This is a genomic window from Falsochrobactrum tianjinense, assembly GCF_019100495.1.
Lineage (GTDB): Bacteria > Pseudomonadota > Alphaproteobacteria > Rhizobiales > Rhizobiaceae > Brucella > Brucella tianjinense.
The window spans coordinates 143,722-156,606 of the sequence record NZ_JAHRVA010000001.1; the positions used below are offsets into that span (position 1 = coordinate 143,722).

Below are 12,885 nucleotides of genomic sequence, written 5' to 3' on the forward strand. Positions count from 1 at the left end.
AGCGAACTGTCCGATTCCATGCTGGTACTGCCTCAAGCAGATGGCAGTGCGAAACCCTATCGTTTAAGCGGCACTCCCACCGGACGTCCGCAGCAAATTCCGCAATTCAGCCGCATCGCCTATGCTGCAGCCCATGTGGTTTCCGATCCACGCAGGGATGCCGCCCCGTGGAACAGCACCGCCATCGATTGGGATGCCACAATGGCCTTCCGCCATCATTTGTGGGAGCTTGGCTTCAAGGTCGCGGAAGCGATGGACACCTCACAGCGCGGCATGGGACTGGACTGGACCGGCGCGCAGGAACTGATCCGCCGCTCGCTGGCCGAAAGCAGAACCGTTGCCGGGGCTGATCTCGCCTGCGGCGCTGGCACCGACCACCTTGATCCTGCCGATGCGAAAAGCCTTGATGACGTCATCAAAGCCTATGAAACGCAGGCGGAATTCGTTGAAAATCACGGCGGGCGCTTCATCCTGATGGCCAGCCGCGCCCTTGCCCGCATCGCGAAATCGCCTGACGATTATGCGAAAGTTTACGGCCATATCCTCAGCCAAGCGCGCGAAAAGGTCGTGCTGCACTGGCTGGGCGATATGTTCGACCCGCAATTGCACGGCTATTGGGGAGCGCAAAACTTCGAGCAGGCGCTCGATACGGTGATCAGCATCATCGAAGCCAATCGCGACAAAGTTGAGGGGATAAAAATTTCGCTGCTGGAAGAACGTTATGAGATCGCGCTGCGTGATCGCCTGCCCGAAGGCGTGCTTTGTTTCACGGGCGACGATTTCAACTATGCGCCCCTGATCGAAGGCGATGGCAACAAGCACAGCCATGCGCTCTTGGGCATTTTCGATGCGGTCGCCCCGCAGGCTTCCAATGCGCTGGCGGCTCTTGCAAAGGGCGATAAGGAACGCTTCCGCGCGATCATCGCGCCGACAGTGCCGCTTTCACGCAAGATTTTTGAAGCGCCGACCCAATATTACAAGGCAGGCGTGGTGTTTCTCGCCTGGCTCAATGGCCACCAAAGCCATTTCACCATGCCTGGCGGGATGCAATCGGCGCGCGGCATGGTGCATTATGCGGATATTTTCCGCCTGGCCGACAAGGCAAACGTGCTGGACAAACCCGACCTCGCCATCACCCGCATGAAACGGCTGATGGCGGTCTATGGAATAGAATAGGAAACAGGCGGTTTAGGGTCTAAACCGCCTGTCTTTTTTCAGCGCCAGATGAGAGCCGGGGCGACCTGTTTCAGGATCGATTCAATGACATGAGCATGTAATCGACACCCAGCTGGTTCGGCACGGGGCAACGGATCAGGTCAACCGCAAGCAATCTTCACTGCAATTTTTGAACCCATACAGGCTGCCAGTGATTGAAAGTCGGATACTCTACTACACGCGTATTGTTCCATTGCTCTGGCATCCGCACATTTAGCAGTCTCAATATTCTCAGGTTCAACAGCAAATGCACCAACGCTAAATGTTGTTAGCAATAAAAATGATAAAATTATTCTCTTCATAAGACACCCAATAATAGAAATTACTTCTTAAAGTAATAAGTTGACTTATTAAATATTCGTACCAGAGGTTCTTATACATAATGCGCTGACCCTCTTGGCAACACAGGTTATTTTGAAATATAATGTGGCCCAATAATGACGCCTTTACCCCCAACTCATTGCCAGTCGATTTGGGTAAATGAATTCTGCTTAGATGCAAAAAGTATGAGTGAAAACAAATAGAGAGAGAGCGGTTCGGTGTTTCAATTAAAACTGGAACCGCTCTGGTCCTTGTTTCAGCGCCAGCCCAGGGCGGGCGCTACGTGCTTGATGATCGCCTCGATGACATGCGCATTATAATCGACGCCCAACTGGTTCGGCACGGTCAATAACAGCGTATCGGCTTCGGCAATGGCCTCATCCTGCCCCAGTTCCTTGATGAGCTGTTCCGGCTCGGCGGCATAAGAGCGCCCGAAAATCGCGCGCGTACTTTCATCGATGTACCCCACCGAATCCTGCTCCCTGCTACCGCCGAAATAGGCGCGATCCCGGTCATCAACCAGCGCGAAGATGCTGCGGCTTACTGAAACGCGCGGCGTCCGCGTATGCCCTGCCTCTTTCCATGCTTCGCGATAGGCGCGGATCTGCGCTGCCTGCTGCACATGGAACGGCTCACCCGTTTCGTCATTCTTCAAGGTCGAGCTTTGCAGATTCATGCCAAGCTTCGCAGCCCAGATAGCCGTGGCATCCGATGCAGCGCCCCACCAGATACGATCTCGAAGACCTTCTGAATGCGGCTCGATACGCAGCAGGCCGGGAGGATTGGGAAACATCGGGCGCGGATTGGGTTGGGCAAAGCCCTGACCTTTCAGCATTTCAAAAAATGCCTCGCCCCGTTTGCGGGCCATGTCGGTATCTGTTTCTCCCTCCGCTGGCTTATAACCGAAATAGCGCCAGCCATCGATGACCTGCTCTGGCGAGCCGCGGCTGATGCCAAGCTGAAGCCGCCCTTGCGAAATCAGATCGGCTGCACCGGCATCTTCCACCATGTAAAACGGGTTTTCATAACGCATATCGATGACGGCGGTGCCGATCTCGATCTTGCTGGTCCTCGCGCCGACCGCCGCCAGCAGCGGAAAGGGCGAAGCAAGCTGACGGGCAAAGTGGTGCACGCGGAAATAGGCTCCGTCCGCGCCAAGCTCTTCAGCCGCAACAGCCAGATCTATCGATTGCAACAGCGCGTCACCTGCGGACCGGGTTCCTGATTGCGGAGACGGCGACCAATGGCCGAATGAAAGAAAGCCGATCTTCTTCATGACGAAATTCCTTGGATATGGGCCCGTAGAGGCGTTTTCTCAGAATATGGCGACAGCGCATAGTGTTTGAAAGCGCACTGAACACTGTGTTCATGGAATGAACCCCGCATGTTTTTCATCTGGCAGGAGATAGGGAGGCAGCTACGATACGTTGACAGCCTATTCGGACAAGATTAAGCCTCGAAATAGGCGGATTCATACACCGGCTCCGACTTGTTGAATATGGGCATATGCCGACACAAGACGCATTAAAACAGGGGAGATCTTCATGCGTTCCATGCTTCTGGCCTTGCTGGCCGCAACGGCCATCGCCACATCGGCGCACGCCAGGGACGTAACCGTCATGGTTACTGCCATTGTCGAACATCCTGCGCTTGACGCGGCTCGTGACGGCGTAAAGGATGCGCTGGGTGAAGCTGGCTTCAAGGAAGGCGAAGGCCTCAAATTCGTCTATCAGTCCGCACAGGGCAATCCGGCGACCGCAGCGCAGATCGCCCGCCAGTTCGTGGGCGATAGCCCGGACGTGATCGTGCCGATCTCGACGCCATCGGCGCAGGCAGTGGTTTCCGCCACCCGCGACATTCCGATCGTCTTCACCGCCGTTTCTGATCCGGTCGGCGCACAGCTCGTCAAGAGCATGAAAAATCCTGGCGGCAATGTGACCGGCATTTCCGACATGTCGCCAGTGGCCGAGCATATCAAGCTCATCAAGGAAGTGATGCCGGACATCAAGAAACTCGGCTATCTCTATAACTCGGGTGAAACCAATTCGGTCTCGCTGCTGGAGGCGCTGAAGGAAGCCGCTTCCGCCGAAGGCATCGAAATCGTCGAATCGGCCGCCACCAAGTCGGCGGAAGTTCAGGGAGCCGCGCGCGCGCTCGTTGGCCGCGCCGACGCCATGTATGTGCCGACCGACAACACCATTGTTTCCGCGCTTGAAAGTGCGGTCGGCGTTGCCGAGGAAAGCAAGCTGCCACTCTTTACTGCCGACACAGATTCCGTCAAACGCGGCGCCCTGGCTGCCCTTGGTTTCAACTATTATGACGTCGGCAAGCAGACCGGCGCCGTGGTCGTCAAGATTCTTAACGGCGAGAAACCCGGCGATATTCCGGTTGAAATCGCCAAGGGAACCGATCTCGTCATCAATCTGAGCGCCGCCAAGAAGATGGGCGTGGAATTCCCGCAGGCCGTCATCGACCGCGCTACCAGCAAGATCGACTGATCGCTGATTACGATCAAAATGGCAGGGCGGGGGTAAACTCCCGCCCTTTTCAATTTGAGTAAGTAGATCGAGAATGACCAGAATCCGCACTCTTCCCGCCGATGACAACACCAATGGCTGGAGCCATATTTTGCCCCCGCGCGTGCCAGGACTGGCGCTTGCGGACGATATCAAGGCCGATTGGGTGGTGATCGGCGCTGGCTATGCGGGCCTTGCCGCAGCACGCCGGCTTGCGGAGAACCGCCCCAATGACCGGATCGCCCTTCTGGATGCGCAGCAGGCGGGCGAAGGCACATCGGGCCGCAATGCCGGCTTCGCCATCGATTTACCCCACAATGTCAGCTCCTCCATGGAAGAACTGGCAAAGTCGCATAGCTACCGCGCGCTTACCCGCGCGGGCATCGACTACCTGCAACAGCAGATCGACCGGCACGGCATTGCCTGCGACTGGCACAAGCATGGAAAGTTTCACGCCGCCGTTTCCGATCAGGGCATCAGGGAAGTTCTGGAACCGACCCTTGGCGAAATGGAACGGCTGGAAGAGCCCTTCATCTGGTATGAAGGCAGTGAACTGGCGAAACGGCTCGGAACGAGCCATTTCAAGGCGGCAATCTATACCTATGGCACGATCCTGCTCAACCCTGCGGCGCTGGTACGCGGCCTTGCCGACAACCTTCCTGAAAATGTCACGCTTTATGAAAATACGCCTGTAGTCGCCGTGGATTATGGCGACTGCATCACAGTGACGACCGACAGCGGATCGGTTCAGGCTCCGCAACTGATCCTGACGGTCAACGGTTTTGGCGAGCAATTCGGCTTCTTCAAAAGGAAATTGCTCAACTTCGCCGCTCATGCCAGTCTCAGCCGTCAACTCACCGACGCTGAATACCGGGCTTTGGGTGAGGTCGAACCCTGGGGACTGACCCCGGCAAACTCCTTTTCCGGCATTACCATGCGACTCACGCCCGACCGGCGTTTCCTCGTGCGGCAAAATGTGCATTTCTGCCCGTCGCTGCGGCAATCGGACGAACGCCGCCGTATGATCAAGGACGAGCATAAACGCCTCTTTGACGCGCGTTTTCCAATGTTGACGCAAGTGGAGATGCAATACACATGGACGGGCTATATCTGCCTTTCGCGCAATAGCGCGCCTGGCTTTGGCCGCATCGCGAAAAATGTGTATACCTCGCTCTGCCAGAATGGCGTCGGCATCACCAAAGGCACGATCGGCGGAATGCTGGCAGCCGATATGGCCTGCGGCGTCGATAATCCGCTGATTGCCGATATGCTCAAGCTCGGCAGCCCCACCCAGCTTCCGCCGCGCCCACTGCTCGATATCGGCGTCCGCGCGCGTTTCGCATGGGAGTTATGGCGCGCACGCGGCGAAGTTTGAACGCATCTGGAACAGAATGTTGTAATAGTTCCACAGAAGCGTCTTTATCGCAGGGCTTTTTGCGATAAAGCTTGCGTGGGGAAACGGTTGGGTTGTATCCCGTCACGTTAAATTGAGCGCGCTGCCATCGGGCGCGACGAAGAACAAGGAATGTTGTTGTGAGTCAGATCGCCTTTTGGGGTGCGGTCGAATTGGGCCTCGTCTTCTCATTTGTAGCCATCGGCGTCTATCTGGCGTTCCGTATTCTCGACTTCCCCGACCTTACCGTTGACGGTTCTTTCCCGCTTGGCGCTGCTGTAACCGGTGTGCTGATCCTCGCCGGGTTCAATGCCTGGCTTGCTGCGGCAATCGCCATGGTGGCGGGTGCTGTAGCCGGACTTGTGACCGCCACGCTCAATGTGCGCTTCAAAATTCTCAATCTTCTCGCATCCATCCTGACCATGATCGCGCTTTTCTCGGTCAATCTGCGCGTCATGGGCCGCCCCAATATTGCGCTGATCAATCAGGATACCATGCTCTCGCCCTTCTATGGCCACGGCATTCCCGACTATTATGTGCGCCCGGCATTTCTGTTCGTACTGGTAGCTATCGCCGTGTTCCTCGTCTGGCGCTTCCTTGAAAGCGATATGGGCCTTGCCATGCGCGCAACCGGCGCCAATCCCCGAATGGCGCGCGCGCAGGGTGTGCGCACCGACCGCCAGATCTATCTCGGCATGGCGATCTCCAACGCGCTTGTTGCGCTTGGCGGTGCCTTGTTTGCCCAGACCAACGGCTTTGCCGACGTAACCTCCGGCGTCGGCACCATTGTCGTCGGCCTTGCCGCCGTCATCATCGGCGAAACCCTGCTGCGCACTCGTCTTATCCTTGTTATTCTGATCGGCTGCGTCGCAGGCTCCATCATCTATCGTATCGCCATTCAGCTTGCGCTTTCCAACGGCAGTATCGTCGGGCTGCAAGCGTCCGATCTCAACATCGCGACTGCGCTTCTCGTCACCATCGCCCTGATATTGCCGCGCCTGCGCCGCAGAGGAGCATCGGCATGATCGAATTATCCAAACTCGATGTCATTTTCGGTCGCGGCACGCCGTTGCAAAAACAGGCGCTGAGCCAGATCAACCTGACCATGGATCAGGGTTCTTTCGTCACCGTGATCGGCTCCAACGGCGCGGGAAAATCGACCGTGCTTGGCGTTCTCGCCGGCGATATTATTCCCACCTCCGGTACGGTGGTCATTAACGGCAAGAACGTTACCCGCAAGCCGACCGCCGAGCGCGCCGGTCTTGTCGCGCGCGTGTTTCAGGACCCGTTGGCTGGAAGCTGCGGAACGCTGACCATCGAGGAGAATCTTGCGCTTGCCGCCGCCCGCGGCAAGAAGCGCGGCCTTGGCGCAGCTCTTGGCTCTGCCCGCCGCGGGCAGTTCCGCGAACGCGTCGCTAGCCTCAATCTCGGCCTTGAAAACCGCATGCAGGACCGCATGGAGCTTTTGTCCGGCGGTCAGCGCCAGGCGCTCTCGCTCGTCATGGCGACCCTGGCGGGTTCGGAAGTGCTGCTGCTTGATGAGCACACCGCAGCGCTTGATCCTGGCATGGCGGAATTCGTCATGGAACTGACCCGCAATCTGATCAGGGAAAACAAGCTGACTGCGCTGATGGTGACGCATTCCATGCGTCAGGCACTCGATTATGGCGACCGCACCATCATGCTGCATGGAGGCAATATCGTGCTCGATGTCACTGGCGACAAGCGCAAGACGCTCAGCGTCGAGGACCTGATCGAGATGTTCCGTAAAGTACGGGGCCAGACGCTCGATGACGATGCGCTGTTGATAGAGTAGGCTGGCGGCTGTTTCGTTTGGCAGCGAATTACGCTAGTTACGTTGCATGGCGCAGAAAAAAGCACACGAAGTCGATCAATTTATCAACCGGCCAAACAGTTCGTTTCCGGTCGTATTGCTTTATGGCCCCGATAAGGGGCTGGTGAACGAACGTGCACGCCGCTATGCGCAGGCCACCCAATTGCCGCTGGACGATCCTTTTGCGGTCATCCGTATGGAGGCCGATGAGATCGACGCCGACCCTTCCCGGCTCGCCGATGAAGCGCGTACCATATCGATGTTTGGCGGCGAGCGGCTGATCTGGATCAAGAACGCCGCCGGACAGAAGAAGCTGGCCGAGGCGATAAAATTTCTTGCCGCAGAGCCACCGCGTGAAACATATATTCTCGTGGAGGCAGGCGACCTCAAGAAGGGTGCTGGCCTGCGCAGTGCTGTGGAGAATGCACCCGCCGGAATGGCGCTGCCCTGTTATACTGACGATGCGCGCGGCGTTGATGGCGTTATCGATGACGTTCTGACCGAATGGAAACTACAGATCACCATGGATGCACGCCAATTGCTGCGAGCAAGCCTTGGAGGCGATCGGCTTGCCACGCGCGGCGAGCTGGAAAAGCTCTGCCTCTATGTGCGCGGCAAGCAACGCATCGACATTGACGATGTGCGTGAAGCGGTCGGTGATGTGGCTGCTCTCTCCACCGACGAGGTGATCGATGCGGTGCTGCTGGCCGATCTGCCCCGCTTTGAAGTCTCGTTTGACCGTATAGTGAAATCCGGCACCGCGCCTTTTTTGCTGCTCAACACCGCCACGCGCCAGTTCCAGCAGATCCAGGCTCTGCGCCATATCGCCGATACGCAACGCAAAAGCGCCTCTACTGTCGTGGCAGGTGCCCGGCCCCCGATTTTCTTCAACCGCAAGAAACTGATCGAGAATGCTGTCAGTCGCTGGAGTGCAGAGAGCCTCACGCGGGTTCTGGAACGTCTTCAGCGCGCCGTGCTGGAAAGCCGACAGAACGCAGCATTGGCCATTCCGATTATTCGCCAATGCCTGTTGGCAATAGCTGTAGAAGCGGCGCGTAACATGCGTAAATAATAAAACCTCATTGCAATTAAGCAACGAGGTTTTTTGTTCAAGCATCTATAAACAGACTAGCTTTGCAATCGACGGCAGATTTCGTCAAGTTGCTCCAGGGAACTGTAGCGAATCTTTACATCTCCACCCCGTTCACGGTGATTTATCTCAACCTTCATGCCCGTTACATCCGAAAGCAGCTTTTCAAGCGCTTTGGTGTCGGCATCTTTCTCAACAGGAACGTTCTTGCCTGACTTTGGCTCCGCACCGCCGCGCGCCTCCGCCTGTGACAGAGCTTCCACCTGCCGAACCGACAGTCCTTCCTTAACGACGCGCTCGGCGAGAGCAGTCGGGTTCTCCATGGTGATTAGAGTGCGGGCATGACCTGCGGACAAGGCACCATCGGAGATGAAATCCTGCACACGCTGCGGCAGTTTCAGCAGACGCAAAGTGTTGGCGACATGGCTGCGACTCTTGCCGATCACCTGCGCGAGGTCGTTCTGCGTATATTCGTGATTATCGATAAGCTGTTGATATCCCATCGCTTCTTCGACAGCATTCAGGTCGGCGCGCTGCACGTTTTCGATAATTGCAATTTCCAGCGCTACGCGATCATCCACATCGCGAACGATAACTGGAATCGTATCCACGCCCGCCCGCTGCGACGCGCGCCAGCGGCGCTCACCGGCGATCAGCTCGAAGTGGTCTGGCTGCCCGGGTGCCGGCCGCACGACAATTGGCTGCACCACGCCATGTTCACGGATCGATTGCGCCAGGTCTTCCAGCTCCACTTCCGAAAACATGCGGCGCGGGTTGCGCGGATTGCGTGTTACGAACTCGATCGGAACATTACGCTCGCTTGAAATCGGAACTTTATGTTCTTCCGCCGGACGGTCGATTTCGCCAATGAGGGCAGCCAGGCCGCGGCCAAGGCGTTTTTTTGAAGGATCGTCGTTCATAGTTCGGCAAATTCCTGCAATTGTTTCGTTAACGAATTGATCAAGATACTAACTCAATACCTTGATTCATGCAGCCTTAAGCTGCCGTTCGCGCTGGATCACTTCCGATGCGAGTTGCAAATAAGCCTGACTGCCAGCGCATTTCAGGTCGTACAAAATCGCTGGCTTGCCATGCGACGGCGCTTCCGACACCCGCACATTGCGCGGAATAACGGTACGATAGACTTTTTCGCCCATAAAAGCACGCACATCGTCCACCACCTGCGATGCGAGGTTATTACGGCTGTCGAACATCGTCAGCACAATACCTTGAATCGTCAGATCGGGATTTATTGTCGAGCGTACCTGATCAACCGTCTGCAAAAGCTGGCTCAGACCTTCAAGCGCAAAGAATTCGCATTGCAACGGCACCATAACTGAATCTGCTGCTGCCATCGCATTTAATGTCAGCAAATTAAGTGATGGCGGGCAGTCGACGAGAATATAGGAAAAGCGATCAGCAACCGCTGAATCGAAGCGCAAAGCATCACGCAAGCGCCGCGTACGGTCCGCGGCTTGCGCGATTTCCATTTCAATTCCCAGCAGGTCAAGGGTAGAGGGCACGATAAACAGATTGGGAACATCCGTCCGCATTGCAGCTTCGGGTACGGAAGCGGCTTGCGTCAACACATCATAAGAAGAAAGCGGGCGGTCATGTCGGTCTATCCCCAGCCCCGTACTGGCGTTGCCCTGTGGATCGAGATCAACGATCAGCACAGTCTCACCAATGGCTGCGAGCGCAGTGGCCAAATTGATGGCCGTCGTGGTCTTGCCAACGCCGCCCTTCTGGTTTGCAATGGTTATGATCCTGGATCTCTTGTTCATTGCCGTCGCCCTGCTCTTCTCTTCCATCTATCCGCTACTAATCTGCCGCTCGCCGCAGATTGCTGATTTCGAGTATGACCGAAGCCGGATCAATGGCACTTTGATGTTGTACCAGATCAAAACTCCAGCCGACACGGCTTTCATCGATTTCCCTCTGGTAATCCCGACCTTTTTGAAAAAGCGCTCTGGAACCGCTAGTCAGCCATGGTTCTGCCAGCCTGAAAAGGTCGTTCAGCGAAGCCAGAGCGCGCGCAGTCACGATCTCTGGTGTCTCGATTTTACCCCACATCGCTTCGATGCGGGCTGAATGCACACGGGCAGGAACGTCCAGATGCCCGGTTGCGGTACGCAAAAAAGCAGCCTTTTTGCCCGCGCTTTCAACCAGATCAATTGATGCGCCCGACACTTCTTTCAGAAAACAGGCCGTCACAATGCCCGGAAATCCTCCACCAGAACCGAGATCGAGCCAGTGCGAGGCGTGAGACGCCAGCGGAAAAATCTGCGCGCTATCAAGAATATGGCGGTTCCACAGGTCAACCAGCGTCGATGGCGAAGCCAGATTTATTGCTTTGGACCACTTATGGAACAGCGCTTCGAACGCAATCAGCCGCTCTGTTGTTTCACGTGAAACAGACGGAACCACGGAACGCAAGCTTTCAAACCGGCTATCCACACTCATGCGGCACCCTTATCGGCAAGCTCTACAACAGCACGTTCGCGCGCACCATGCTTTCTTATCTGTGCAATCAGCAACGCCAACGCCGCCGGTGTCATTCCATCCACCCTCTGCGCTTCCGCGATAGTTTCCGGTCGCCGTTGCTGGAGCTTCTGCTTGAGCTCATTCGACAGGCCAGAAATTGCCTCAAAATCTAGAGCCGCAGGTATAAGCAACCGTTCCTCGCGCTCCATAACCGCAATATCATTCTGTTGGCGATCCATATAGACGGCATATTGTGCCTCGATTTCAAGCGCTTCGCGTGTCATCAGATCGATTCCCGCCAGTTCTGGCCAGATATTGGCTAACTGGCCCAGATCAATATTCGGGTAGGACAAAAGCTCATAAGCCGAGCGGCGAACTCCGTCATGATTGAGATGCAAATCGTAGCGGCTCGCAAGATTGGGGGTAATTGACAATTCCTGACTCAGCGCACGAGCCGCTGCCAGCGCACCTTGCCTCGCAGAAAAACGCTCGCGGCGTTCGTTACCCAATATACCCCATTCATCGGCAAGTGGCGTCAGGCGCTGATCGGCATTATCAGCGCGCAGCGACAGGCGAAATTCCGCACGCGACGTAAACATACGATAAGGTTCGCTGACGCCACGCGATGTCAGGTCATCAACCATAACACCGATATAGGCTTCCGTGCGCTGGATGATTACCGGCTCACTGCCCCCTGCCCGTCGCGCCGCGTTCAGCCCGGCAAGCAATCCTTGCGCACCCGCTTCTTCATAACCTGTGGTGCCATTGATCTGACCGGCAAGAAACAGGCCCATGATCCGGCGGGTTTCCAGGCTGCGCTTCAATTCGCGCGGATCGATGAAATCATACTCAATCGCATAACCTGGCTGCAACATGGCTGCCGTCTCCAGGCCAGGGATAGTCTTGAGAATAGCAAGCTGAACATCTTCCGGCAAAGACGTGGAAATACCGTTGGGATAGATCGTATCGTCGTCCAGCCCTTCCGGCTCCAGAAAAATCTGGTGGCTATCTCGATCGGCAAATTTGACGATCTTGTCTTCCACAGAGGGGCAGTATCGTGGCCCGATGCCTTCAATTGAACCGGAATACATCGCGGAGCGATGCAGATTTGCCCGGATGATGTCATGGGTCTTCAAGCTGGTATGCGTAATGCCGCAATTGATTTGCGGAGTCGTGATCTTATCCGTCATAAGCGAGAAGGGTATCGGATTTTCGTCGGCTGACTGCATATTCAGACCTTGCCAATCGATGGTACGGCCATCCAGGCGGGGCGGTGTGCCGGTTTTGAGACGCCCAACAGCAAAACCCAGCACCCTTAGCGTATCAGACAGGCCCAGGGCAGGCTTCTCGCCCATGCGGCCAGCCGGAATTTTCTTCTCTCCGATATGAATAAGGCCATTTAGGAATGTGCCGGTCGTCAGAACTACGGATGCACAGGCAAGCTCTCGTCCGTCTGCGAGAACAACACCGGTAATGCGCCCATCGGTTACGCAAATATCCGCTGCGCCTCCTTCAACCACGGTGAGATTGTCCTGTTCGGCAATCAATTCCTGCATGGCGAGCCGATAAAGCTTGCGGTCTGCCTGCGTGCGAGGTCCGCGGACCGCAGGACCTTTGCGTCGATTAAGCAATCGAAACTGGATGCCGGCTTTATCGGCTACACGGCCCATCAAACCGTCAAGTGCATCGATCTCACGAACGAGATGCCCCTTCCCTAATCCGCCAATCGCCGGATTGCAGGACATAACGCCGATCGTGTCAAATCTATGCGTCAGCAAGGCCGTGCGCGCGCCAGTGCGCGCCGCAGCTGCAGCCGCTTCACAACCAGCATGGCCGCCACCGATGACGATGACGTCATAGGCCATAGCTTCGGCAGAACTTAGAGGGTTCATCCTGATACAATCCGAATCCGTTTCTGAAAGCGTCTCTTTGCCACGAATATGCCCGTAACGGAAGGAAAAACTATGGGGCAGAGATCAACTCTTGGATAGGCGTGTCTATCCCATGAAGGGTAGACTCATGGATGCTAAAG

The 12,885-nt window shown here is 56.1% G+C and carries 11 protein-coding genes; 6 read left to right on the plus strand and 5 right to left on the minus strand.

Annotated elements, in window-relative coordinates:
* The first annotated feature begins 6 nt into the window (after window positions 1-6).
* Entirely contained in the window at window positions 7-1,176 is a 1,170-nt protein-coding gene (locus KUG47_RS00720; protein WP_422718054.1) for a dihydrodipicolinate synthase family protein, read from the plus strand.
* A 616-nt stretch (window positions 1,177-1,792) separates the two neighbouring features.
* On the opposite strand, the gene KUG47_RS00725 is transcribed toward KUG47_RS00720, so the two are convergent.
* Window positions 1,793-2,812, minus strand: coding sequence for an LLM class flavin-dependent oxidoreductase (locus tag KUG47_RS00725; protein WP_217676050.1), 1,020 nt, complete (start codon window positions 2,810-2,812; stop codon window positions 1,793-1,795).
* Between the two features lie 268 nt (window positions 2,813-3,080).
* Between KUG47_RS00725 and KUG47_RS00730 the strand changes: the two genes are divergently transcribed.
* The 5 genes from KUG47_RS00730 to holA all read left to right on the plus strand — a co-directional run bounded on the left by KUG47_RS00730 (window position 3,081) and on the right by holA (window position 8,351).
* Window positions 3,081-4,034 carry an ABC transporter substrate-binding protein gene (locus tag KUG47_RS00730; protein WP_217676052.1) on the plus strand — a complete coding sequence of 318 codons (954 nt, stop codon included), beginning with the start codon at window positions 3,081-3,083 and terminating at the stop codon, window positions 4,032-4,034.
* Window positions 4,035-4,107: 73 nt separating this feature from the next.
* On the plus strand, window positions 4,108-5,427 hold the full coding sequence (locus tag KUG47_RS00735; RefSeq protein ID WP_217676054.1) for an NAD(P)/FAD-dependent oxidoreductase: 1,320 nt from the start codon (window positions 4,108-4,110) through the stop codon (window positions 5,425-5,427).
* Window positions 5,428-5,585: 158 nt separating this feature from the next.
* Window positions 5,586-6,470: an ABC transporter permease gene (locus KUG47_RS00740; protein WP_217676057.1), complete on the plus strand. Its 885-nt coding sequence runs from the start codon at window positions 5,586-5,588 to the stop codon at window positions 6,468-6,470.
* Window positions 6,467-7,261: an ABC transporter ATP-binding protein gene (locus KUG47_RS00745; RefSeq protein WP_217676058.1), complete on the plus strand. Its 795-nt coding sequence runs from the start codon at window positions 6,467-6,469 to the stop codon at window positions 7,259-7,261. Before KUG47_RS00740 ends, KUG47_RS00745 begins: the two co-directional genes overlap by 4 nt.
* Window positions 7,262-7,307: 46 nt before the next feature.
* Entirely contained in the window at window positions 7,308-8,351 is a 1,044-nt protein-coding gene (gene holA, locus KUG47_RS00750) for a DNA polymerase III subunit delta (protein ID WP_217676059.1), read from the plus strand.
* 56 nt (window positions 8,352-8,407) lie between these two features.
* Here holA and KUG47_RS00755 read toward each other — a convergent pair whose 3' ends face one another.
* From KUG47_RS00755 to mnmG, 4 genes are all read right to left on the minus strand, one after another.
* A complete protein-coding gene (locus tag KUG47_RS00755) occupies window positions 8,408-9,289 on the minus strand; it encodes a ParB/RepB/Spo0J family partition protein (RefSeq protein ID WP_217676060.1) in 882 nt (293 codons plus the stop codon).
* Window positions 9,290-9,355: 66 nt separating this feature from the next.
* A complete protein-coding gene (locus KUG47_RS00760) occupies window positions 9,356-10,153 on the minus strand; it encodes a ParA family protein (RefSeq protein WP_217676061.1) in 798 nt (265 codons plus the stop codon).
* 37 nt (window positions 10,154-10,190) lie between these two features.
* A complete protein-coding gene (rsmG, locus tag KUG47_RS00765; protein WP_217676062.1) occupies window positions 10,191-10,832 on the minus strand; it encodes a 16S rRNA (guanine(527)-N(7))-methyltransferase RsmG in 642 nt (213 codons plus the stop codon).
* Window positions 10,829-12,745, minus strand: a complete 1,917-nt coding sequence (gene mnmG / locus KUG47_RS00770; RefSeq protein ID WP_217676063.1) for a tRNA uridine-5-carboxymethylaminomethyl(34) synthesis enzyme MnmG — start codon at window positions 12,743-12,745, stop codon at window positions 10,829-10,831. Before mnmG ends, rsmG begins: the two co-directional genes overlap by 4 nt.
* Window positions 12,746-12,885 lie beyond the last annotated feature (140 nt).

Excerpts from the sequence above, each read along its gene's own strand:
- rsmG (WP_217676062.1), bottom strand. The coding sequence starts at position 10,832 with ATGAGTGTGGATAGCCGGTTTGAAAGCTTGCGTTCCGTGGTTCCGTCT.
- KUG47_RS00755 (WP_217676060.1), bottom strand. The coding sequence starts at position 9,289 with ATGAACGACGATCCTTCAAAAAAACGCCTTGGCCGCGGCCTGGCTGCC.
- KUG47_RS00725 (WP_217676050.1), bottom strand. The coding sequence starts at position 2,812 with ATGAAGAAGATCGGCTTTCTTTCATTCGGCCATTGGTCGCCGTCTCCG.
- KUG47_RS00745 (WP_217676058.1), top strand. The coding sequence starts at position 6,467 with ATGATCGAATTATCCAAACTCGATGTCATTTTCGGTCGCGGCACGCCG.
- KUG47_RS00760 (WP_217676061.1), bottom strand. The coding sequence starts at position 10,153 with ATGAACAAGAGATCCAGGATCATAACCATTGCAAACCAGAAGGGCGGC.
- KUG47_RS00730 (WP_217676052.1), top strand. The coding sequence starts at position 3,081 with ATGCGTTCCATGCTTCTGGCCTTGCTGGCCGCAACGGCCATCGCCACA.
- KUG47_RS00735 (WP_217676054.1), top strand. The coding sequence starts at position 4,108 with ATGACCAGAATCCGCACTCTTCCCGCCGATGACAACACCAATGGCTGG.
- mnmG (WP_217676063.1), bottom strand. The coding sequence starts at position 12,745 with ATGAACCCTCTAAGTTCTGCCGAAGCTATGGCCTATGACGTCATCGTC.
- holA (WP_217676059.1), top strand. The coding sequence starts at position 7,308 with ATGGCGCAGAAAAAAGCACACGAAGTCGATCAATTTATCAACCGGCCA.